Here is a 19,663-nt window from a genome sequence, read left to right on the forward strand (position 1 = left end):
TCTTAGCCCAGCCCAAAGCGAGAATTGTCATTCCTCCGGCTCTGTCGTGAACAAGAGCGGGAAGCCCGCTTCCTTGCCGAGGTCGGTCGCCTCCTTGGCCTTGGTTTCGGCCACGTCCTTGGCGCAGATCACGACGACCGAGGTGCCGAGCTTGTGCGCCGTCATCATCACCCGGTAACCGGTTTCCTCGCTCATCCGGAAGACGGCCTTCAGCACCATCACGACGAATTCGCGCGGCGTGTAATCGTCATTGACGAGGATGACCTTATAGAGCTTCGGCCGTTCGAGCTTCGGCTTCGCCCTCGTTTTGCGCTTTGCGGCAACGTCATTGTCACTCATCGGAAATCCGCCGTTGATGACATGAACAGGCAACCAATATTGCGCTCCGATCAAAGGCATTCAAGGGAAACCCAGCGGCCAACGGGATGTGAACACATTGCGATATGCGGGAAGAGCTTGACCGCTCCTCTCCTTTATCCCATAGCCACGCCCAAGCGATTTCAGGAACGACAGGTTTAGCCATGGGCTTCAAATGCGGTATCGTCGGGCTGCCGAATGTCGGCAAGTCCACACTCTTCAATGCGCTGACCAAGACGGCAGCGGCACAGGCGGCGAATTATCCCTTCTGCACGATCGAGCCGAACACGGGTGAAGTCGCCGTTCCCGATCCGCGCATGCGCAGGCTCGCCGATATCGCGAAATCGAAGGAGATCATTCCAACGCGCATCTCCTTCGTCGATATCGCCGGGCTGGTGCGCGGCGCTTCCAAGGGCGAAGGCCTCGGCAACCAGTTCCTCGCCAATATCCGTGAGGTGGATGCCGTCGTGCACGTGCTGCGCTGCTTCGAGGACGACGATATCACCCATGTCGAGGGGCGCATCCACCCGGTCGAGGACGCCGAGACGATCGAGACCGAACTGATGCTCGCCGATCTCGAAAGCCTCGAGCGGCGGACGGAGCAGACGCGCAAGCGCGCGACCGGCAAGGACAAGGAGTCGATGGCGCAGCTCCCGGTGATGGAAGCCTCGCTGAAACTGTTGCAAGAAGGCAGGCCGGTGCGCACCCTGCTTCCGAAGCTCGACGGTGACGAGCTGCGCATCCTGCAAGGCCTCAACCTGCTCACGGCCCATCCGGTCCTCTATGTCTGTAACGTCGCCGAAGCCGACGCGGCAACCGGTAACGAGCACACCCGTGCCGTCGAGGAGATGGCCAAGGCTCAGGGCGCGGAAACCGTTGTGATCTCGGCCGCGATCGAATCGGAAGTCGCCCAATTGCCGGACGAGGAAGCGAAAGAATTTCTCTCGGCTCTCGGTCTGGAAGAGGCAGGCCTCGACCGCCTGATCCGCGCCGGCTATAAGCTGCTCGACCTCATCACCTATTTCACGGTGGGCCCGAAGGAGACGCGTGCCTGGACGATCCCGCGCGGTACAAAGGCACCGCAGGCGGCGGGCGTCATCCATTCGGATTTCGAGCGCGGTTTCATTCGCGCCAACACCATCGCCTATGACGACTTCATCGCCTATGGCGGAGAAAACGGTGCCAAGGAAGCCGGCAAGGCGCGCGACGAAGGCAAGGATTACGTCGTGCAGGACGGCGACGTCATCCACTTCCGCTTCAACACGTGACATCGGGCGGATGCGTCCCCATATAGGGGCCCGCATCTTTTCCGGCGACGATGGAGGGGCGGCATGCTCTATTTCGAGGATTTCACAGAAGGACGGCGTTTCGACTATCGCCCGGTCCTGATGCAAGCCCCCGACATGATTGCCTTCGCCAGCAAATTCGATCCACAGCCGATGCATCTCGATGAAGAGGCCGGCAAGCGCAGCATTCTCGGCGGCCTCTCCGCCTCCGGTTGGCACACCAGTGCCATCGGCATGCGGATGATGATCGACGCCTTCCTCGGCAATTCCTCCTCGCAAGGCTCGCCGGGCATTGACTTCATGGAGTGGAAGAGACCCGTCCTTGCTGGAGATTCGCTCGGCGGCTTCAGCCTGGTCCTGGAATCGCGCGAGTTGAAATCGAAGCCCATGATCGGCATCGTCAGGTTCCGCAACGAAATCAGCAACCAGGAGGGAGAGGCTGTCGCAATTTCGGAATGCTCGATCATGTTCCGGCGCCGAGAGAAGGAGCAGCGCCCATGATGACGTTGGCGGAACTTTACGAAGCCGGCCGAAAGGTCGTCATCGGCAGCCTGACCTTCGCCGCGGAGGACATCATCCGTTTTGCTCGCGATTTCGATCCGCAGCCGTTCCACCTCGACGAGGAAGGGGCGAAACAATCGCTGTTCGGCGGCCTTTGCGCTTCCGGCTGGCATACCAGCGCCGGCTGGATGCAGTGCTTTGTACGCTTCTGGGCGGACGAAGCCCGGCGCCTCGCGGCCGAGGGGCTGCATGCGCCGAAACTCGGTCCCTCCCCTGGTTTTCGCGAACTCAAATGGCTGAAGCCGGTCTATGCCGGCGACACGATAACTTACGCGGTAACCCTGCTCGAGGCCCGCATCGTCGCATCACGGCCCGGCTGGCGGATCAATACCATTCTGTGCGAGGGCGAGAACCAGCATGGCGAGGCGGTGATCCGTTTCGAAAGCAAGGTCATCGAATTCGCCTGAAACGGGCCGCCAAGCACCGAAGGCCGTAGCGCGGGATGAGGAAAAGTGTGCGCGGTTTTCCGCCCGCATCCCGCGCCAACTTATTAATGCCCCTCGAACTCGATGAGCGTGCGGACGTTGACGCCGAGCGCCTCGAGCTTCTTGCGGCCGCCGAGCTCCGGCAGATCGATAATGAAGCAGGCGGCGACGATCTCTGCGCCCATCTGCTGCAGGAGCTTCGTTGCCCCTTCGGCGGTGCCGCCGGTCGCGATCAGATCGTCGACAAGGATCACCTTTTCGCCCGGGACAATCGCGTCCCTGTGCATCTCCATCTCGTCGACCCCGTATTCGAGGCTGTAGGCGATCCTCACCGTGTCGTGCGGCAGCTTGCCTTTCTTGCGGATCGGCACGAAGCCGGCAGAGAGCTGATGCGCGATCGCACCGCCCAGAATGAAGCCGCGCGCCTCGATTCCGGCGATCTTCTCGACCTTGGTTCCGGCATAGGGATGCACGAGCTCGTCGATCGCCCGACGGAACGTTCTCGGATTGCCGAGCAGGGTCGTGATGTCGCGAAAGATGATGCCCGGCTTCGGGTAGTCCGGAATGCTTCGTATGGCGGCAATCAGTTCCGATTGAACAGCGATCATGTCTGGAAACGGCCTTTGCGAGTCTGGAGGTCGGCAAAGCCATAGCACCAACCAACTACGTGTTGACAGGGATTTCTTCGCGCAACGGCAGGCGGAACAATTTGGCCGACCCTCTGGTTGATGTTAGGCTTCCCTCGGCAGGTCGCATCGGCCTACCAGTTGCAAAGGCGATCAGAGCGGAAGATGTCGGTGGTTCTGCGCCCTCGTCCCGCTCCACTTCTTGGAATCGGTCACTTCATGCTTTCGGTCGCGAAAGGGCCGAGTGATCTGGAGGAAGGAGGAACACCATGCGCTTGTTCGAATGCGGTACGCTCGTTCCGGGTTGCCCCTGGCACACCCGCGCCGATAACGATGCCGAAGTCGTACGCCGGGCCGTTGAGCACATGCGCGACACCCATGGCGAGACGGTCATCCGCGAAAACATGGTCGACAACATCAAGGCGCGCATCGTCGACGAGACCCAGGCAGCTTGACGGCGCAGTGCCGGCACTCCCGCTCAGCCAGACCGCGCCAGGGATTCGAGCCGGGCGACCAGCGTCGCCCGGTCGACATTGAAATTTCGCTCGATCCAGAAGTTCTCAAGCTCCGCCAACAGCTCACCAATCTTCGGGCCCGCCGGAACGCCCGCCTTCAAGACGTCGACTCCACTCAGCGGAAAGACCGGGCGCTGCCATTTCTCCGCCCGCGCCAGCAGCCGCTGGAACGAGGCGGTCTCGGCGAGGAACGCCGGATCTGTCTCGGATTTGCGGCGGGCGGCGGCGAGCGAGAGCTTCAGCCTGGCGATGATCCCGTCCTTACCATGTCGGTAGAGTTCCCGGTCGAATGCTGCGTCCGGCAGAGTGGCAGCGATCGCCGGCGCTCTGGCAAACCGCTCGAAATAAGCACTTTCCGCCTTCGACAGCCGCAATCGCGACGCCATAGCTTCGAGCCGCTCGGCGTCCGGGGGAACGATCGCCGCCAGCCTCAAGAGCGGCTCGGGCCGCCAGGAGAAGCTCCGCTCCGCGGCGACGAGGCCGGGTATGGCGTCGATGCCCCATTTCTCGGTTTCCGGAAGGATCTCGCCGAGCACACCCGCCTGGCGCATCCACAGAAGCGCGCGGCCCGGATCCTCGGCGGAAAGCAGCTTTTTCGTCTCTCCCCAGACGCGTTCGGCGGAAAGCGTCGAAAGCTTCGCGCGCGCCTGCGCACAGGCTCTGAGGCCCTCCGCATCCGGACGGCCGCTGCCGTAATGCGCGAAGAAGCGGAAGAAGCGCAGGATGCGCAGATAATCTTCCGCGACGCGCTCGGCGGCGTTGCCGATAAAGCGCAAGGTCCGGCTCTCGATATCGGCCAGACCACCAACATAGTCGAAGACCTCGCCTTCGCTATTCGCGTAAAGCGCATTGATCGTGAAGTCGCGGCGTTCCGCGTCCTCTTTCCAACCGGACCCGAAGGCCACTTCGGCGCGCCGCCCATCCGTCGCCACATCGCGGCGCAAGGTCGTCACCTCGTAAGGTATGCCGTCGATCACCAGCGTCACGGTGCCGTGGTCGATGCCGGTCGGCACCACCTTGATGCCGGCCGCCTTCGCGCGCCCAGCGACCTCCTCCGGATGCCAGGTGGTCGCCAGATCGACGTCACCAGCGGGCAGGCCGAGCAGGCTGTTGCGGACCGCGCCGCCGACGATCCGCACCTCGCCGCCGTCGCCATTCAGCAATTCGAAGACGCGGCGCAGCGGGGGATCCTGGAACCAGGGCTCGGCAGCAATGGAGGTCATGCATAAAGCCTTTCGTAGAGCATGCGGACAATCCCCGCCGTGATGCCCCAAATGTTCCGCTCACCATAGGGCATCCGGTAATAATACCGCTCGGCGCCTTGCCAATGGCCGCTCCCACGTCCGTGATTCTCCGGATTCATCAGGAACGATAGCGGCACCTCGAACACGCTTTCGACTTCCACGGGGTTCGGGGTCAGTTCGAAGCCCGGCTGCACCACCGCGAGCACCGGCGTGATGCGGAAGCCGGACATTGCCATATAATGCGGCAGCCGGGCGATCGTCTCGACGAAGCGCGGATCGAGCCCGATCTCCTCCTCAGCCTCGCGCAGCGCCGCGATTTCGACGGACGGGTCCTCCGGATCGACGGCACCGCCCGGAAAGGCGACCTGGCCGGAATGCTTGCGCAGCGTCGAGGTGCGTTGCGTGAAGATCACGCTCGCATCCTCGCCGCTGTCGACGACCGGCACGAGCACCGCGGCATCCTTCAGATGCAGGGATTCGAGATAAGGCACGATGCCGGGATTGAGCAGGAAGTCGCCGTGGTCGCGCCAGGCGGTCTCGACCGGCCCGCCCGCCTGGGCACGCGCGCGGCGGCGGAACTCGTCGGCGGAGAAGAGATGACGGCTCATCTGGACAGCGCTTCCAGCTCCGCCGCCGGCATGATCGGGAAAACCGCCCCCGCCGATTTGACGCAGAACATCTCGACACCGTCGACGTCAATGCTCTCACCGAGCTCGACGATGTCGTACATCACCGGCCTGGAGGCAAGCGCCTCCAGGCCTCCGCGCACGTGGAGATAGGGCTTCAGCTCGCGATTGTCGCCATGGATGACGAAACGCAGGGGATGCTCCGGCCCGGCCTCAATGACATCGCCGACATTGGTGCGGAAGGTCAGCACATTCTCGTCGTCCTTCACCGTAACGCTCATTTCGACGGCGATGAACGGGGCATCGGCAACGCGGATGCCGACCTTTTCCACCGGCGTCACGAGATAGGTCTTGCCATCCCCGTCCCTGCGCAGGACTGTCGAGAACAGCCTCACCAGCGGCTGGCGACCGATCGGCGTGCCCATGTAGAACCAGGTTCCGTCAGCACGAATTTCCATGTCGATGTCGCCGCAGAACGGCGGATTCCAGCGCTCGACCGGTGGCAATCCCCTTGCTTCGCCATCCGTCTGACCAGCAGCGCGCGCAATGAGTGCAGCAAGCCCCGCCGCATCGCCCGTCCGCTGAATCTTCGTTTCTGCCATCGTTCTGTCCCGTTTGGCCCCAATCTTGCCTGAGAAGAATAGCGCGTCCATGAGACGAGCGAGATGTTCGCCCCTGGTTGCGAGCATCTTGACCGCACTTCGCGCTTAGCGGAGAAGCCGGAATGCTTCAGGGCGTTCTGAAGCTCACGAGATAGTGCGTTGGCGGCGGCTTGTCAGCCGTCTGCGAGGGTCTAAATTGAAAAAACGAACCGAAAGCAGGGTGATGCCGAATCGGTTCGACACGCACGAGCGGGAGACTGGCAATGAGTGTTATGAAGAGCGCGATCGAACTGGCCGATGAGAAGGCGATCGTCGCGGCAGCGGAAGCGGCCCTTGGCGAGATCGCGCTCATCCGCGCGGAGATCGGCAAGGTCATCTTCGGCCAGGAAAGCGTGGTGGAGCAGACCCTGCTCGCGGTTCTTTCCGGCGGCCACGCGCTGCTTGTCGGTGTGCCCGGTCTCGCCAAGACGAAGCTTGTAGCGACCCTCGGCACCGTTCTCGGCCTCGACAACAGTCGCATTCAATTCACGCCGGACCTGATGCCGTCCGACATTCTGGGCTCGGAGGTGATGGATCAGGACGCGGCGGGCCATCGCTCCTTCCGCTTCATCGCCGGCCCCATCTTCACGCAGCTCCTGATGGCCGACGAGATCAACCGTGCCTCGCCGCGCACTCAATCGGCGCTGTTGCAGGCGATGCAGGAATACCACATCACCGTCGCCGGTGCCCGTAAGGACCTGCCGCAGCCTTTCCATGTGCTCGCGACGCAGAACCCTCTCGAACAGGAGGGCACCTACCCTCTCCCGGAAGCTCAGCTCGACCGATTCCTGATGCAGGTCGATGTCGGTTACCCGGAGCTTTCCGCCGAACGGCAAATCCTCCTCGAAACGACCGGAGTGGTAGAGGCCGAGGCCCGTCCGGTGATCAATGCCGAGCGCCTGCAGCAGCTCCAGAGCCTGATCCGTCAGATGCCGGTCGGCGAGAAGGTTGTCGACGCCATTCTGGCGCTCGTGCGCTCGGCCCGTCCCGGCAACGGCAATGCCGCCACCGACAAGAACGTTGCGTGGGGTCCGGGCCCGCGCGCCGGTCAGGCCCTAATGCTCTCGGCCCGCGCACGGGCGCTCTACGATGGCCGGCTCGCGCCCTCCATCGACGATATCCTGGCGCTCGCCGAGCCCGTCCTGCAGCACCGGATGGCGCTGACCTTTGCGGCGCGTGCCGAGGGCATGACGGTGCGTGACGTCATCGCCGACCTGGTGAAACGGGCCAAGGCATAACGCATGGCCTCCATCGGGCACATCGTCGCGCGTACTCCCTCCGGCGAGGTTCTTTCACGTGCGCAGCAGCGCGCGATGCTCGTTCCTGACTGCCTTGTCGAGGCACGCCGGATCGCCAATACCGTCATCTCCGGCTGGCACGGCCGACGCAAGCGCGGCATCGGCGAGAACTTCTGGCAGTTCCGGCCCTACAGCGAAGGTGAGAGCCTGTCGCGCATCGACTGGCGCCGCTCAGCCAAGGACGACCATACCTATGTCCGCGATCGCGAATGGGAAGCCGCGCATACAATTTGGCTCTGGGCCGACCTTTCGCCTTCGATGATGTACAAATCGACGCTCGGCGCCGTCTCAAAGGAGAGCCGTGCCCTGGTTCTGATGCTGGCGCTCGCCGAGATTCTCGCCCGCTCCGGCGAACGGATCGGCTGTCCCGGCGTGATGGAGCCGGTCTCGGCGCGCAACGCCGCGGAGCGGCTCGCGACCGCTATCATGCTGAGCCCGCTTGCCGAGGGCCTGCCCGAGACCGGCATGATCCGCGGCGCCAGCGATCTGGTCCTGATCGGCGATTTCCTCGACCCCGCCGACAAGGTGATGGGACGGCTCGGTCCCCTCGCCCGCCGGGGGCTGCGCGGGCACGTCGTCGAGATCGCCGACCCCGCCGAGGAGGTCTTCCCCTACGCCGGCCGGACCGAATTCACCGATCCGGAAACGGGCGAGAAGCTGACCGCCGGCCGCGCCGAGATCCTACGCGAGGATTATCAGCGCGCCTATCGCGCCCGCCGTGACAGCCTCGGAGATAGCCTTCGCCATCTCGGTTGGACCTTCATTCCACATAGGACGGATCGCCCGGCGTCGGAGGCGCTGGTCGCAGTACACATGTATCTATCCGGAATGCCGGGCCGGGCGACGCATGGAGGGCAGCTATGATAGGCGGCCTCTCCTTCGTCTTCGCCAATCCGGCCATGCTCGCAGCCCTCGTCGCGCTGCCGGTGATCTGGTGGCTGCTGCGCATGACGCCGCCCAGACCCGCAGCCGAGGTTTTTCCGCCGCTGCGCATCCTCGCCTCGGTTATCAAGCGCGAGGAAACGCCGTCGAAGAGTCCCTGGTGGCTGACGCTTCTCAGGATGCTGATGGCGGCCGCCGTCATTTTTGCAATCGCCGATCCGGTCTTCAACCCGCGCAGCAACACACTCGCCACATCCGGCCCGCTGGCGTTGCTGATCGACAATAGCTGGGCGGCGGCACCAGACTGGGAGCGGCGCGTCGAGGCTGCCTCGGCTTTGATCGATGACGCCGAAGCGAAGGACCTTGCCGTGTCCATCGTCTTTACCGGCGAGCGCCAGCATGACGCGACGCCGGGATCGGCCGGCACTGCGCGCAATCGGCTCGCAGCGGTGGGCCCCGAACCGCTGCCGGCCGACCGGCGGTCCGCAATCGCTGCCATGCAAACGGCCTTCAGGGATACACCGCCCGGAACGATAGCCTTCATCACCGACGGCATCGAGGCCGAGGACGGCAAGACCATGGAGACGCTGGCAGGCATCGGCGCGGCCGACCTCAAGGTGATCGAAGCGGACGGGAGCCAGGCCGTGGCGCTCACCGACAGCAGCAACGAGTCGAACGGCATGGCGGTGATGGCGAGCCGACTGAAGACCGACGACAGCCGCTCTCTCCCGATCGTCGCTTTCGACGCGCGCGGCCGTGCGATTGCGAACGGAACGATCGATTTCGCGCCCGGTGCGGCGACCGCGAAGGGAACGATCGAGGCTCCCTTCGAACTGCGCAACGACTTCGCCCGCATCGGCATCGAAGGCGCCGCAACCGCCGGCGCGACGCATCTCCTCGACGACGGTTTCCGCCGCCGCCGTGTGGCGTTGTTGAGCGGCGAGGCGCGCGACCTTTCACAGCCGCTGCTGTCTCCCCTCTACTACATCAATCGGGCGCTCGCCCCCTATGCCGACCTCGTCGAGCCGCGCGAAACCGATCTCGCGGTCGCCATTCCGGAACTCTTGCAGCAGCGGCCCTCGGTCCTGATCATGGCCGATATCGGCCGCCTGCCGGAAGAGACCTATCCGCTGCTTGCGAAATGGATCGACAACGGCGGCACACTGATCCGTTTCGCCGGCCCGCGGCTTGCCGCCGCGCCCGCCGACGATCCGCTTGTGCCCGTGACGCTTCGGCAGGGTGAGCGGGCGCTTGGCGGCGCGCTCTCCTGGTCTGAGCCGCAGCCGCTCGCCGATTATCCGTTGAACAGCCCGTTTGCGGGCATGCCTCGCCCCACCGATATCCTCGTCAAGAGGCAGGTCCTGGCCGAACCGACCGCCGATCTCGTCGAGCGGACCTGGGCAAACCTCGCCGACGGCACGCCGCTGGTGACGACGGCGGCACGCGGCACAGGCCGCATCATTCTCTTCCATGTCAGCGCCGAGGCCACCTGGTCGAACCTGCCGATCTCCGGACATTTCGTCGAAATGCTCCGCCGCAGCGTCCAGCTTTCGCGCAGCGGCGGCATCGCCGCTGAAGACAGGGCGGCGCAGCCACAGACGCTGCCGCCGTATCGGCTGCTGAACGCCGACGGCCTGCTTGTCGCCGAAACCGCCAATGCCCGCCCGCTCGACATCGTGCCGGGTAAGGCGCCGTTGGCGACGCCGGAGAATCCGCCTGGCCTCTATGGTTCCGAGGACGGATTCACCGCGCTGAACCTGCTGCCGCGCGACGCTCAGCTCAAGCGCATCGACATGGCGGCCGCCGGCCCGTACACATCCGAGCGGCTCACAGCGGCGGAGAGCTGGTCGCTGAAACCGGCGCTGCTGACGCTCGCATTGCTGCTGCTGCTCGCCGATGCAGCGATTGTCCTGTTCATGGGCGGCGCCTTTTCGCGCTCCCGCATGGCGAAAGCAGCAACAGCATTGTTCCTCGTGATGGCCGCGGCCGCTCTTCTTCCCCCTCCGCAAGCCCTTGCGGACGACGCGCGGCCGGATGACGCGCGCATTCTGGAACGGCTCGACACCACCCATCTCGCCTATGTCGTCACCGGCGAGGAAGACGTGGACCGTCTCTCCGAGAGCGGACTTCGCGGTCTCACCGATTTCCTCACCTATCGCACGACGCTCGAGCCGGGCGCCCCGGTCGGCCTCGACATCGCCAAGGACGAGCTCAGCTTCTACCCGATCATCTATTGGCCTATCTCGGCCAGCGCACCGATGCCGAGCCCGCAGACCGTCAGCCGCATCGATGCCTATATGCGCGCCGGCGGCACGGTGTTGTTCGACACGCGCGATCAGTTCTCCTCGCTCGGCGCCTCCTCCGGCGGCACGAGTCCGAATGCCGAACGCCTGCAGGCGATCCTTGCCAATCTCGACATACCGCCGCTGGAGCCCGTTCCGGCCGACCATGTTCTGACAAAGGCCTTCTATCTGCTGACGAACTTTCCCGGCCGCTACACGGGCAGCCCGCTCTGGATCGAGGCCCAGCTCGACAATCGCGAGGAGCTGAGCGACCGTCCGGCGCGTTCGGGCGACGGCGTGACGCCGATCATGATCACCGGCAACGACTTTGCCGGCGCGTGGGCGGTGGATTCCAACGGTGTCGCGGTGCTGCCGACGGTTCCGCCAGACGAGATGCAGCGCGAATATGCCTTCCGCTCCGGCGTCAACATCATGATGTATATGTTGACCGGCAACTACAAAGCCGACCAGGTGCACGTGCCCGCCCTGCTCGAGCGGCTCGGACAGTGAGGCAGCGATGACCGTCGACTTTTCGCCACTTCTTGCCTGGCCCTATCTCGCGGCATTGTCGCTCATCGCAGCCGCGCTGGCGGCGCTCGGGCTCTGGCGCGGCGTTCGCGGTGCCTGGATCAGGACGGCCGCTCTCGTCGCGTTCTGCCTCGCCCTTGCAAATCCGGTTCTCTTCCAGGAGGAGCGCCAGCCGCTCTCGACCATCGTCGCTGTGGTTGTCGACCGCAGCCAGAGCCAGGAGAATGGCGACCGCCGCGAACAGACCGACCGGGCGCTCGCCGATCTCAAGGAACGTCTTGCCCGCTTTCCCCAGATCGAGACGCGCATCGTCGAGGCCGCCGACGGCGAGGAGAGCGAAGCTCCCTCGACGAAGCTCTTCGGCGCTCTCACAACGGCACTGGCCGATGTGCCGCCCGCCCGCGTCGGCGGCGCCGTCTTCATCACCGACGGTCAGATCCACGATGTGCCGGACGTGAACCAGAAGCTCGGCTTCGATGCGCCCATTCATGGACTGATCACCGGGCGGCCGGACGAGTTCGACCGGCGCATCGAAATCGTGAGCGCGCCCCGCTTCGGCATTGTCGGCGAACAGCAGAAACTGACGTTCCGGGTTGTGGACGAAGGAGCGGCGCCCGGTGGCAGCGCCGAGGTCACGATGCGTCTCAACGGCAACGAGATCGCCACCGAGCTCGCGGAACCGGGGACGGACGTACCGTTCAGTTTCACCGTCCCGCGCGGCGGCAACAACATCCTTGAATTCGCCGTCAATCCTGTCGCCGGCGAAGTGACGGAGGCGAACAACCGCGCCGTCCACGTGCTCGACGGCATTCGCGAGAACCTGCGCGTGCTGCTCGTTTCCGGCGAGCCGCATGCCGGCGAGCGAGCCTGGCGCAATCTCCTCAAATCCGACGCCGCGGTCGATCTCGTGCACTTCACCATCTTGCGGCCGCCGGAAAAGCAGGACGGCACGCCGATCAACGAGCTCTCGCTCATCGCCTTTCCGACGCGCGAGCTTTTCGTCGACAAGATCAGCGAGTTCGATCTCATCATCTTCGACCGCTACCAGCACCGCGGCGTGCTGCCGATCCTCTACTACGACAACATCGCGCAGTACGTTCAGAACGGCGGCGCCTTGCTGATTGCCGCGGGACCGGAGCACGCCGGCAATGATTCGATCGCTGCCACTCCGCTTTCGGCCGTGTTGCCCGCGACCCCCACCGGCGTTATGACCGAAACGGCCTTCTTCCCGCGGCTTTCCGAGGAGGGAAAGAAGCATCCGGTCACGCGCGGCCTCGAAGGCGCATCGAGCGAGCCGCCGGCCTGGGGCCGCTGGTTCCGCACCGTCGACGTCGACCGGCCTCTCGGCCAGACGGTAATGGAAGCGGCGGACGGAAAGCCGCTGCTCGTCCTCAACCGCGTCGGCAAGGGGCGTGTTGCGATGCTGCTCTCCGACCAGGGCTGGCTCTGGGCACGCGGCTTCGAAGGCGGCGGACCGCACATTTCGCTCTATCGCCGCACCGCCCACTGGCTGATGCAGGAGCCGGCGCTCGAAGAGGAGGCGCTCACCGCACGCGCCCTCGGCCGGACACTGGAGATCACCCGTCAAACGATCGAGGGAGACCCCGGCCAGGCGACGCTCACCTATCCGTCCGGAAGGACCCAGGAGGTCACCCTTACCGAACGCGAGCCGGGCCTCTATAAGGCAGAGGTCAAGAGCGATGAAATCGGCCTCTTCGAGGTGGCCAACGACGAGCTGACGACGCTCGTCCATGTCGGCAATGTCGACGCGCCGGAGTTCAAGGCGGCGATCTCGACGGAGGAAAGGCTGAAGCCCTGGGCGGAAAAGACGAAGGGGCTTGTCCGCCGGCTGGCGGACGCCGACGGACCGGTCGATCTCCCTTCGATCCTGCCGGTTCGCGGCGCGGTGCGCGTCGCTGATGATGAGCGCCTGTCGCTGCGCATGACCGACGAGACGGTGCTGAAGGGCGTCAATTCGCTGTCGCTCTTCGCGGGTCTCTTCGGCCTCGCCGCGCTGCTCTTCCTCATCTCCACGACCTGGTATCGCGAGGGCCGGTGAGCGGCAGCGAGATAACGATCTCCGATCTGCGCGTCGTGCCGCATCTTGCGGCGGAGGTGGCCGATCGCGTCTGGCGGGCGTGGTGGAAGCCGAATGGATATCCGCTGGAGCACATCACAGGGCTGGTCCAGAATAATTTCAACAGCGCCCCGCTGCCCTTCGCGCTCGTCGCTCACCACGGCTCGACCTTCGTCGGCACCGCTTCCGTTATCGTTTCCGACATGGAAGAGCGGCCGCAGTATACGCCCTGGGTCGCCGCCGTCTGGGTCGATCCGCCATTTCGACGGCTCGGCATCGGCGGCGCGATCGTCCGCCATGCCGCACTGGCCGCGTTCGCCACCGGCGCCGAGACTGCCTATCTCTGCGCGCTACCTGCAAGAAGGCGTTTTTATGAGGGGCTCGGCTGGTCGCTGCAGGAGCAGAACGTGGGAGATCACCTTCTGGACGTGTTCACGCTCAAAACTGTCTGATCCCACGGCTCGCTGTTCGTCACGGTTTCGAACCTCGTCGGTACAACCTCCACGGTCGTCATCCTCGGGCTTAACCGAGGATGACGAGGGGAGAAAAACCCTTGGTTCCAATCAGACCCGGTCATCCGTGGTCATGGACGCCGACTAGGCTGATGTGAGCGGTTTACCTTCAGGCTGCGGCGCCTGTCGCGGTTTGCGCGACGAATTCAGCAGCAGGCGCCACGCCGTCATCCCGCCAGGCGATCACGCCTTCGAGCCGCGTGTGAACGTCCGCCGCGATCGGCACGACCAGCACCCGGGCCGGATCGACCGGACCGGGGAATTCGAGCGCTCCGTAGCGCACCTTCTCGAAGCCGAGCGGCTGGTAGTAGGGCGGATCGCCGACGAGGATCACCGCCTCGGACCCCCTCCGCCGCGCGGCCTCGACTGCGATGCGCACCAGTTCGCGGCCGATGCCCTTGTTCTTGTGCGACGGCCGCACGGCAAGAGGACCGAGAAGGTGTCCCCGGACGGACCCGGCGATCACCGGCGTCATCCGCACGGAAGCGATCGTCTCGCCGTCGTCGGCGCAGATGAAGGAAAGCGACCGGTCATGCGGCCCCTGCTCGCGAATCCGCGCGGCAGCACGGGCGAAGCGGCCTGGGCCGAAGGCTTCTTCATTGATGATTTCGATGGCTGCGTCGTGGGACGCGTCTTCAGTCAGATAGACGAGATCGTGCTTTTTCATGGATATCGAGAACCGGCATGCGAACGAACACAAGGATGGCTTCACCCGAAAGGGTATTTCAGCATCAGCGTCGTCGCGGGCTTCCCGACAGGATCATGGTTAAGGTCGTTTCCGAACGTGAAAAAGCTAACGGATCGCCGATACCAGAAAATCGCCATCTGTCAAAGCCGAAAACGCACTGTTCGGAATTTCGCCCCTATCGGCGGCGCCTCGGCGCGCTATCTTCGGTTAAGGAAACGAGTGAAGGAGTTCGCCCATGGGCAGGCTGGTGGATGGCGTCTGGCAGGACGTCTGGTACGACACGCGTGCAACCAACGGCCATTTCAAGCGCAGCGAATCGCAGTTCCGTAACTGGGTCACCGCCGATGGATCGCCCGGCCCTTCCGGCAAGGGCGGCTTCAAGGCGGAAGCGGGCCGTTATCATCTCTACGTCTCGCTCGCCTGTCCCTGGGCCCATCGCACGCTGATCTTCCGCAAGCTCAAGAAACTCGAAGACATCATCTCGCTCTCGATCGTCGATCCGCTGATGCAGGCGAACGGCTGGGAATTCAAGGGCGATGAACGTGGGGGCGAGAACGGCGGTACCGCCGACCACCTCTTCGGCTCGCGCACCCTTTGGGAGATCTATGTGCGCGCCGATCCCATCTACTCCGGCCGGGTGACCGTGCCGGTTCTCTGGGACAAGCAGAAGAACACGATCGTCTCCAACGAGTCCGCCGAAATCATCCGGATGTTCAACTCGGCCTTCGACTATCTCACCGGCTCGACCGAGGATTTCTGTCCGAAAGAACTGCGGGCGGAAATCGATGCGTTGAACGCGCGCATCTACGACGCCGTCAATAACGGCGTCTACAAGGCCGGTTTCGCGACGAGCCAGGCGGCCTATGAGGAGAGCGTGACTGCCCTCTTCGCCATCCTGGATGAGCTCGAAGGCCGTCTCGCCTCACGGCGCTATCTGCTCGGCAACAACAGAACCGAGGCCGACTGGCGCCTGTTCACGACGCTCCTCCGCTTCGATCCGGTCTATGTCGGTCACTTCAAATGCAACATCCGTCGCCTCGCCGACTATCCGAATCTTCATGGCTATCTGCGCGATCTCTATCAGGTGCCGGGCGTCGCCGAGACGGTGAACATGCACCACATCAAGCAGCACTATTACCGGAGCCACACCATGATCAATCCGACCGGCATCGTGCCGGTGGGGCCGGTCGTCGACCTCGGCGCTCCGCACGGGCGAGATGATCTTTAGACTGGAAGTAGGAACTGCCTACCAGAATGTATCCGGTGTCGCCGCTCCCGCAAGTTCGGTGAGGCGGCGCCGGGTCGCCGGCGTCGTCTCCGCTGGGAGTTCGTCAAGCGAAAAGAAGTCCGCCGCGGCGATTTCGAAATCGGGGAGCTTCGGCTGCTCTTGGCGAACATTGTCGCAACGGAAAAAGATGACGTGATCGCGCCTGCTGGTGCGCCGGTTGTAGTAGACCTGGAAGAGCAGCGGCCCTGTCGTCAGCATGAGATTGCCCTCCTCCCTGAGCTCGCGAACGATCCCCTCCACCGCCGTTTCGTTACGGTCGAGGCCGCCGCCGGGGAAATGCCAGCCGGGAAGGTAGGAGTGCCTGACGAGGAAGACACGACCCTCGTCATCGAAACACGCGGCCCGAACCCCGAGCGTCATGCCGCGTGCGAAAGCAAAGTAGACATGGGCGAACCGCGTCAACAGGCGGAGCCGCCAGTTAAGCAACTCCTGCCGGCGGTTCTCGTCCATGTGCTTCTCTCCTGCTACCCTACGATCCCTTACATCGGAGCGCGGCGCTTTAGGCCATCCGGGATAATCCGTTCAAGTGATTCCCCTGACCTGGAATATGCGCTAGACGGAGTTGATGTTCAAACTTGCGCATATATCGGACGTCCATCTCGGGCCCCTGCCGGACCTCACTCTCCGTGAACTTGCCTCCAAGCGGATCACCGGCTTCGTCAACTGGCACAGGAACCGGGTGCGTCATCTCTTCCCCGGCACGCTCGACTGCCTGATGGAGGACATCGAAAAGCGCCAGCCGGATCACCTGACAATCACCGGGGACCTCGTCAATCTAGCCTCGTCCTTGGAGATCGAGGCGGTGACCGCTTGGCTCGCGGAGGCCGGCGACCCGCGCGACATCTCCGTCGTGCCGGGCAATCACGACGCCTATGTGCCAGGCGCCTATGAAAAGATAACGCGCGCCTGGTATCCCTACATGCGCAGCGACGATAGCCCATCCGGGTGGCTGAAGAACCATGCCTGTTTCCCCTATATGCGGGTGCGCGGGCCGGTGGCGCTTATCGGCTGCTCGACGGCCGTTGCCACCCCGCCTTTCGCCGCCAGCGGTTACTTCGGTCCGCGGCAGGCGCGAGCGACCGTCAATCTCCTGCGTGCCGCAGGCGAGGCCGGGCTCTTCCGCATCGTCATGATCCATCACCCGCCGATCCGCGGCGCAACCTCGATGCACAAGCGCATGATCGGCATCCGCCGTTTCGCCGCGACCATCTCTTCCGGCGGCGCCGAACTGGTCCTGCACGGTCACACCCATCTCAATACGGTCTATTGGCTCAAGGGGCATGCGGCACCCGTGCCGGTCGTTGGCATCGCGTCGGCATCGCAGGGGCCCGGCGGCAGCAAGCCCGTCGCCGCCTACAACCTCTTCTCGGTGACCGGCGGACCGGGGGACTGGCATCTGACCCGGGAACGCTACGCACTCGGTGCCGACGCCAAGGGCGTGACGCTGGCCGAAACGACGCGCTTCTAAAGCGGCTCGTGAAGTGACCACATAGGTCTTCGTCGACGGAAATTCAGGTCCGAGCGAATAATCAGCGAGACTGATGCGTCTTAATCGCGTTCGGGGGCAATCGACCTACGGTGGAACTGGGTTCGCCAACGCCCGCGCGATGTTCACAGGAGACAGGCAGATGAACCGAAAAGCGATTCTCTTCACCCTTGCAGCCTTCTTGGCCTCGGCAATGGGCCAGGCCGCGCTGGCCGTCGGCGAAGACAACAGCGAGCCGCCGAAGAAAACGAAGACGACCACCCAATGCAAGAACGGCCAGGTCTGGGACGCCAAAAGAAACAGATGCGTCGAAGCGAAGAGAAGCGATCTCGGCGACGATATCCTGTTCGATGCTGCCCGCGAATTCGCCTATGCCGGCCAATATGAGAACGCGATCAAGGTGCTCGGCGCGATGAAGGAGCAGCAGAGCGCCCGCGTCTTGAACTATCTCGGCTACGCCAACCGCAAGGCCGGCCGCATGGAACTCGGCATGCAATTTTATCGGCGTGCGCTGCAGGCAGACGAGAACTATATCCTCGCGCGCTCCTATATGGGGCAAGCCTTCGTCGAGCAGGGGCGGATCGAGGAAGCAAAGGTTCAGCTCATCGAAATCCGCGATCGCGGCGGCGAAAACACCTGGGCTTACCAGGCACTGTTGCAGTCCCTCGGAGGTGTTCGCGCCTATTGACGCGTTGGCGCATAGCGCCGTCGGGGATTTGAATGCGGGGCGGTGGGAAACCGGCGCCGGAACGGAAAAACCTCTTTCCGTTCCGGCTCTTCCCTTGCAGACTTCGGATCAAATGTTTCATATCATGCTGATGCGTCCGCATCGCGAATAGACGCATGATCCGGTACGTCTCACTGGAAGAACAATGCGCCCAGCGGCAGAAATGAAGGATTTCCGACGCGATTTGGTCAGCCTGCTGCCCAAGTTGCGCCGCTTCGCGATGACGCTGACGCGCAATGCCGCCGATGCCGACGACCTCGTCCAGGAGGCTTGCGAGCGCGCTATCGCGCGCAGCCACCTGTGGAATGGCGAGGGGCGGCTCGAAAGCTGGATTTACGCGATGACGCGCAATCTCTGGGTCGACGAGGTCCGCAAACGCAAGGTCCGCGGTGGTGGCGGGCTTATCGATATTCTGGAGCAGGACGAGCTGAATATCGAGGCGGCGGCCGAAAAGGCAGTCTACGCCAATCAGGTGCAGAAGATGATCCTCTCCATGCCGGAGGGGCTCGCCAGCGTGTTCCTGCTCGTCAATGTCGAGGGTCACAGCTATCGAGAGACGGCGGCAATCCTCGGCATTCCGATCGGCACGGTGATGAGCAGGTTGTCGACGGCGCGGCTCCGGCTTGCCGCCATGCTGTCCGAGAATACGGAAAGGAGGGCCTGACCGTTGCTGCAGACGAAGGGTCTAGCGCTTGAAGTGCGGTTGTCCGCCTATATCGACGGCGAACTGGGCGAGCCCGAAAAATCCGAACTCGACGCGCTCCTGGCGCGTGACGACGAGGCGAGAGCGCTGCTCGAGAAGCTGAAAGCGGGAAGTGCCTTTGGCAACAATGCCTTCGAGGACTTTCTTCATGACCCGGTTCCACTGGCGCTGGTGCGCCAGATCAAGCAGGGGTCCGGCATCAGCCCGAGGTCGGAGCGCGTCGCTACGGCCAATCTTCCGAGGCGAAGCGCCCACATGTGGCCCCGCATCGCGGCCGCCTCCACTGTCCTCGTTCTGCTTGGCGGCGCCGCAGGCTTCATTCTTGGCAGCACGACCCGCATCGCCGAACCGATGCGCCAGGCCAATGAACGCTCCTGGCTCGACGAGATTGCCGAGTACCATCGCGTCTATTCGCGCCAGAAGGAGCACCTCGTCGAGTTGCCGGCTTCCGAGGCGGACAAGATCAAATCCTGGCTCGTTGCAAGCGTCGGCGTGACCTTCAATATCCCCGACTTGAGCCACAAGGGCTTGACCTTCGAGGGCGCCAGACTTCTGGTCGTCGAGGGCAAGCCCGTCGCGCAGCTCGTCTATCGCGATCGCGATCGCGAGGGCGAGGTCTTCGCCATCTGCTTCCTCAAGCAAGGCGACGGGCAGCAATCCGGCGAATTCGGCGAGACCATCCGCGGAGATTTGGGCTTCGTCTCCTGGCAGCGGAACGGCGCGTCCTTCGTGATGGTCGGGCCGTCTTCGAACGTCGCGCTGCAGGACTTCGCTGAAACGGCGGCGGCCCTTATTTGAATTGAAAGAGGCGCGGACTTTGCCCCTCATCCGGCCTGCGGGCTACCCGCTCCCCATTCTGATGGGGAGAAGGGACTCGCCGCACCCTCTCAGTCCCCTTTCCCCGCCTGCGG

General features: G+C 63.8%; 21 protein-coding genes. 14 read left to right on the forward strand and 7 right to left on the reverse strand.

Annotated elements, in window-relative coordinates; all coding sequences use genetic code 11:
* Window positions 1–27: 27 nt before the first annotated feature.
* Window positions 28–339: an ATP-dependent Clp protease adapter ClpS gene (gene clpS / locus AYK65_RS11510; protein ID WP_026617948.1), complete on the reverse strand. Its 312-nt coding sequence runs from the start codon at window positions 337–339 to the stop codon at window positions 28–30.
* Between the two features lie 182 nt (window positions 340–521).
* Between clpS and ychF the strand changes: the two genes are divergently transcribed.
* The 3 genes from ychF (at window position 522) to AYK65_RS11525 (ending at window position 2,611) form a co-directional block, all read left to right on the forward strand.
* Window positions 522–1,625 carry a redox-regulated ATPase YchF gene (ychF, locus tag AYK65_RS11515; protein ID WP_081158404.1) on the forward strand — a complete coding sequence of 368 codons (1,104 nt, stop codon included), beginning with the start codon at window positions 522–524 and terminating at the stop codon, window positions 1,623–1,625.
* A gap of 63 nt (window positions 1,626–1,688) precedes the next feature.
* Window positions 1,689–2,144, forward strand: coding sequence for a MaoC family dehydratase (locus AYK65_RS11520; protein ID WP_081158406.1), 456 nt, complete (start codon window positions 1,689–1,691; stop codon window positions 2,142–2,144).
* Entirely contained in the window at window positions 2,141–2,611 is a 471-nt protein-coding gene (locus AYK65_RS11525; RefSeq protein ID WP_081158408.1) for a MaoC family dehydratase, read from the forward strand. Before AYK65_RS11520 ends, AYK65_RS11525 begins: the two co-directional genes overlap by 4 nt.
* A gap of 83 nt (window positions 2,612–2,694) precedes the next feature.
* On the opposite strand, the gene AYK65_RS11530 is transcribed toward AYK65_RS11525, so the two are convergent.
* Window positions 2,695–3,237 (reverse strand): adenine phosphoribosyltransferase, encoded by a 543-nt coding sequence (locus AYK65_RS11530; RefSeq protein WP_026617952.1) that lies wholly within the window; start codon window positions 3,235–3,237, stop codon window positions 2,695–2,697.
* A gap of 287 nt (window positions 3,238–3,524) precedes the next feature.
* On the opposite strand from AYK65_RS11530, the gene AYK65_RS11535 reads away from it, so the two are divergent.
* Complete coding sequence (locus AYK65_RS11535; RefSeq protein WP_026617953.1) at window positions 3,525–3,710, forward strand: DUF1059 domain-containing protein; 186 nt, start codon at window positions 3,525–3,527, stop codon at window positions 3,708–3,710.
* A 23-nt stretch (window positions 3,711–3,733) separates the two neighbouring features.
* On the opposite strand, the gene AYK65_RS11540 is transcribed toward AYK65_RS11535, so the two are convergent.
* The 3 genes from AYK65_RS11540 to AYK65_RS11550 are packed head-to-tail and all read right to left on the reverse strand — an operon-like array spanning window position 3,734 to window position 6,242.
* Window positions 3,734–4,993, reverse strand: coding sequence for a CCA tRNA nucleotidyltransferase (locus AYK65_RS11540; protein ID WP_081158410.1), 1,260 nt, complete (start codon window positions 4,991–4,993; stop codon window positions 3,734–3,736).
* A complete protein-coding gene (locus tag AYK65_RS11545) occupies window positions 4,990–5,622 on the reverse strand; it encodes a CoA pyrophosphatase (RefSeq protein WP_026617955.1) in 633 nt (210 codons plus the stop codon). Before AYK65_RS11545 ends, AYK65_RS11540 begins: the two co-directional genes overlap by 4 nt.
* The gene (locus AYK65_RS11550; RefSeq protein WP_046118647.1) at window positions 5,619–6,242 is read right to left on the reverse strand and encodes a DUF1285 domain-containing protein; all 624 of its coding nucleotides are present in this window, start codon (window positions 6,240–6,242) and stop codon (window positions 5,619–5,621) included. Before AYK65_RS11550 ends, AYK65_RS11545 begins: the two co-directional genes overlap by 4 nt.
* A 263-nt stretch (window positions 6,243–6,505) precedes the next feature.
* Between AYK65_RS11550 and AYK65_RS11555 the strand changes: the two genes are divergently transcribed.
* The 5 genes from AYK65_RS11555 to AYK65_RS11575 are packed head-to-tail and all read left to right on the forward strand — an operon-like array spanning window position 6,506 to window position 13,800.
* Window positions 6,506–7,519, forward strand: a complete 1,014-nt coding sequence (locus tag AYK65_RS11555) for an AAA family ATPase (protein WP_081158412.1) — start codon at window positions 6,506–6,508, stop codon at window positions 7,517–7,519.
* A gap of 3 nt (window positions 7,520–7,522) precedes the next feature.
* Window positions 7,523–8,443, forward strand: coding sequence for a DUF58 domain-containing protein (locus tag AYK65_RS11560; protein WP_046118618.1), 921 nt, complete (start codon window positions 7,523–7,525; stop codon window positions 8,441–8,443).
* Window positions 8,440–11,253, forward strand: a complete 2,814-nt coding sequence (locus AYK65_RS11565; protein WP_081158414.1) for a DUF4159 domain-containing protein — start codon at window positions 8,440–8,442, stop codon at window positions 11,251–11,253. Before AYK65_RS11560 ends, AYK65_RS11565 begins: the two co-directional genes overlap by 4 nt.
* Window positions 11,254–11,260: 7 nt before the next feature.
* Window positions 11,261–13,330 carry a hypothetical protein gene (locus AYK65_RS11570; protein WP_081158416.1) on the forward strand — a complete coding sequence of 690 codons (2,070 nt, stop codon included), beginning with the start codon at window positions 11,261–11,263 and terminating at the stop codon, window positions 13,328–13,330.
* Entirely contained in the window at window positions 13,309–13,800 is a 492-nt protein-coding gene (locus tag AYK65_RS11575; protein ID WP_081158418.1) for a GNAT family N-acetyltransferase, read from the forward strand. Before AYK65_RS11570 ends, AYK65_RS11575 begins: the two co-directional genes overlap by 22 nt.
* A gap of 169 nt (window positions 13,801–13,969) precedes the next feature.
* Here AYK65_RS11575 and AYK65_RS11580 read toward each other — a convergent pair whose 3' ends face one another.
* A complete protein-coding gene (locus AYK65_RS11580) occupies window positions 13,970–14,527 on the reverse strand; it encodes a GNAT family N-acetyltransferase (RefSeq protein ID WP_046118614.1) in 558 nt (185 codons plus the stop codon).
* Between the two features lie 256 nt (window positions 14,528–14,783).
* On the opposite strand from AYK65_RS11580, the gene AYK65_RS11585 reads away from it, so the two are divergent.
* Complete coding sequence (locus AYK65_RS11585; RefSeq protein WP_081158420.1) at window positions 14,784–15,776, forward strand: glutathione S-transferase family protein; 993 nt, start codon at window positions 14,784–14,786, stop codon at window positions 15,774–15,776.
* Between the two features lie 18 nt (window positions 15,777–15,794).
* Here AYK65_RS11585 and AYK65_RS11590 read toward each other — a convergent pair whose 3' ends face one another.
* Window positions 15,795–16,286 carry an NUDIX domain-containing protein gene (locus tag AYK65_RS11590; RefSeq protein ID WP_046118612.1) on the reverse strand — a complete coding sequence of 164 codons (492 nt, stop codon included), beginning with the start codon at window positions 16,284–16,286 and terminating at the stop codon, window positions 15,795–15,797.
* Window positions 16,287–16,401: 115 nt separating this feature from the next.
* On the opposite strand from AYK65_RS11590, the gene AYK65_RS11595 reads away from it, so the two are divergent.
* The 4 genes from AYK65_RS11595 to AYK65_RS11610 all read left to right on the forward strand — a co-directional run bounded on the left by AYK65_RS11595 (window position 16,402) and on the right by AYK65_RS11610 (window position 19,550).
* Window positions 16,402–17,304: a metallophosphoesterase family protein gene (locus AYK65_RS11595; protein ID WP_046118611.1), complete on the forward strand. Its 903-nt coding sequence runs from the start codon at window positions 16,402–16,404 to the stop codon at window positions 17,302–17,304.
* Window positions 17,305–17,464: 160 nt separating this feature from the next.
* Complete coding sequence (locus AYK65_RS11600) at window positions 17,465–18,010, forward strand: tetratricopeptide repeat protein (protein ID WP_081158422.1); 546 nt, start codon at window positions 17,465–17,467, stop codon at window positions 18,008–18,010.
* A 184-nt stretch (window positions 18,011–18,194) separates the two neighbouring features.
* Window positions 18,195–18,713: an RNA polymerase sigma factor gene (locus AYK65_RS11605; protein WP_081158424.1), complete on the forward strand. Its 519-nt coding sequence runs from the start codon at window positions 18,195–18,197 to the stop codon at window positions 18,711–18,713.
* 3 nt (window positions 18,714–18,716) lie between these two features.
* Window positions 18,717–19,550, forward strand: coding sequence for an anti-sigma factor family protein (locus AYK65_RS11610; protein WP_081158426.1), 834 nt, complete (start codon window positions 18,717–18,719; stop codon window positions 19,548–19,550).
* Window positions 19,551–19,663 lie beyond the last annotated feature (113 nt).

Origin of the sequence: Ensifer aridi (assembly GCF_002078505.1) — a bacterium.
GTDB classification, from domain to species: Bacteria; Pseudomonadota; Alphaproteobacteria; order Rhizobiales; family Rhizobiaceae; genus Sinorhizobium; species Sinorhizobium aridi.

Coding starts and splice junctions, on each gene's coding strand:
- AYK65_RS11580 (WP_046118614.1), bottom strand. CDS start 14,527: ATGAAAAAGCACGATCTCGTCTATCTGACTGAAGACGCGTCCCACGAC.
- AYK65_RS11530 (WP_026617952.1), bottom strand. CDS start 3,237: ATGATCGCTGTTCAATCGGAACTGATTGCCGCCATACGAAGCATTCCG.
- AYK65_RS11540 (WP_081158410.1), bottom strand. CDS start 4,993: ATGACCTCCATTGCTGCCGAGCCCTGGTTCCAGGATCCCCCGCTGCGC.
- AYK65_RS11550 (WP_046118647.1), bottom strand. CDS start 6,242: ATGGCAGAAACGAAGATTCAGCGGACGGGCGATGCGGCGGGGCTTGCT.
- AYK65_RS11570 (WP_081158416.1), top strand. CDS start 11,261: ATGACCGTCGACTTTTCGCCACTTCTTGCCTGGCCCTATCTCGCGGCA.
- AYK65_RS11520 (WP_081158406.1), top strand. CDS start 1,689: ATGCTCTATTTCGAGGATTTCACAGAAGGACGGCGTTTCGACTATCGC.
- AYK65_RS11535 (WP_026617953.1), top strand. CDS start 3,525: ATGCGCTTGTTCGAATGCGGTACGCTCGTTCCGGGTTGCCCCTGGCAC.
- AYK65_RS11555 (WP_081158412.1), top strand. CDS start 6,506: ATGAGTGTTATGAAGAGCGCGATCGAACTGGCCGATGAGAAGGCGATC.
- AYK65_RS11545 (WP_026617955.1), bottom strand. CDS start 5,622: ATGAGCCGTCATCTCTTCTCCGCCGACGAGTTCCGCCGCCGCGCGCGT.
- ychF (WP_081158404.1), top strand. CDS start 522: ATGGGCTTCAAATGCGGTATCGTCGGGCTGCCGAATGTCGGCAAGTCC.
- AYK65_RS11605 (WP_081158424.1), top strand. CDS start 18,195: ATGCGCCCAGCGGCAGAAATGAAGGATTTCCGACGCGATTTGGTCAGC.
- AYK65_RS11595 (WP_046118611.1), top strand. CDS start 16,402: ATGTTCAAACTTGCGCATATATCGGACGTCCATCTCGGGCCCCTGCCG.
- AYK65_RS11585 (WP_081158420.1), top strand. CDS start 14,784: ATGGGCAGGCTGGTGGATGGCGTCTGGCAGGACGTCTGGTACGACACG.
- AYK65_RS11560 (WP_046118618.1), top strand. CDS start 7,523: ATGGCCTCCATCGGGCACATCGTCGCGCGTACTCCCTCCGGCGAGGTT.
- AYK65_RS11590 (WP_046118612.1), bottom strand. CDS start 16,286: ATGGACGAGAACCGCCGGCAGGAGTTGCTTAACTGGCGGCTCCGCCTG.
- AYK65_RS11565 (WP_081158414.1), top strand. CDS start 8,440: ATGATAGGCGGCCTCTCCTTCGTCTTCGCCAATCCGGCCATGCTCGCA.
- AYK65_RS11525 (WP_081158408.1), top strand. CDS start 2,141: ATGATGACGTTGGCGGAACTTTACGAAGCCGGCCGAAAGGTCGTCATC.
- clpS (WP_026617948.1), bottom strand. CDS start 339: ATGAGTGACAATGACGTTGCCGCAAAGCGCAAAACGAGGGCGAAGCCG.
- AYK65_RS11600 (WP_081158422.1), top strand. CDS start 17,465: ATGAACCGAAAAGCGATTCTCTTCACCCTTGCAGCCTTCTTGGCCTCG.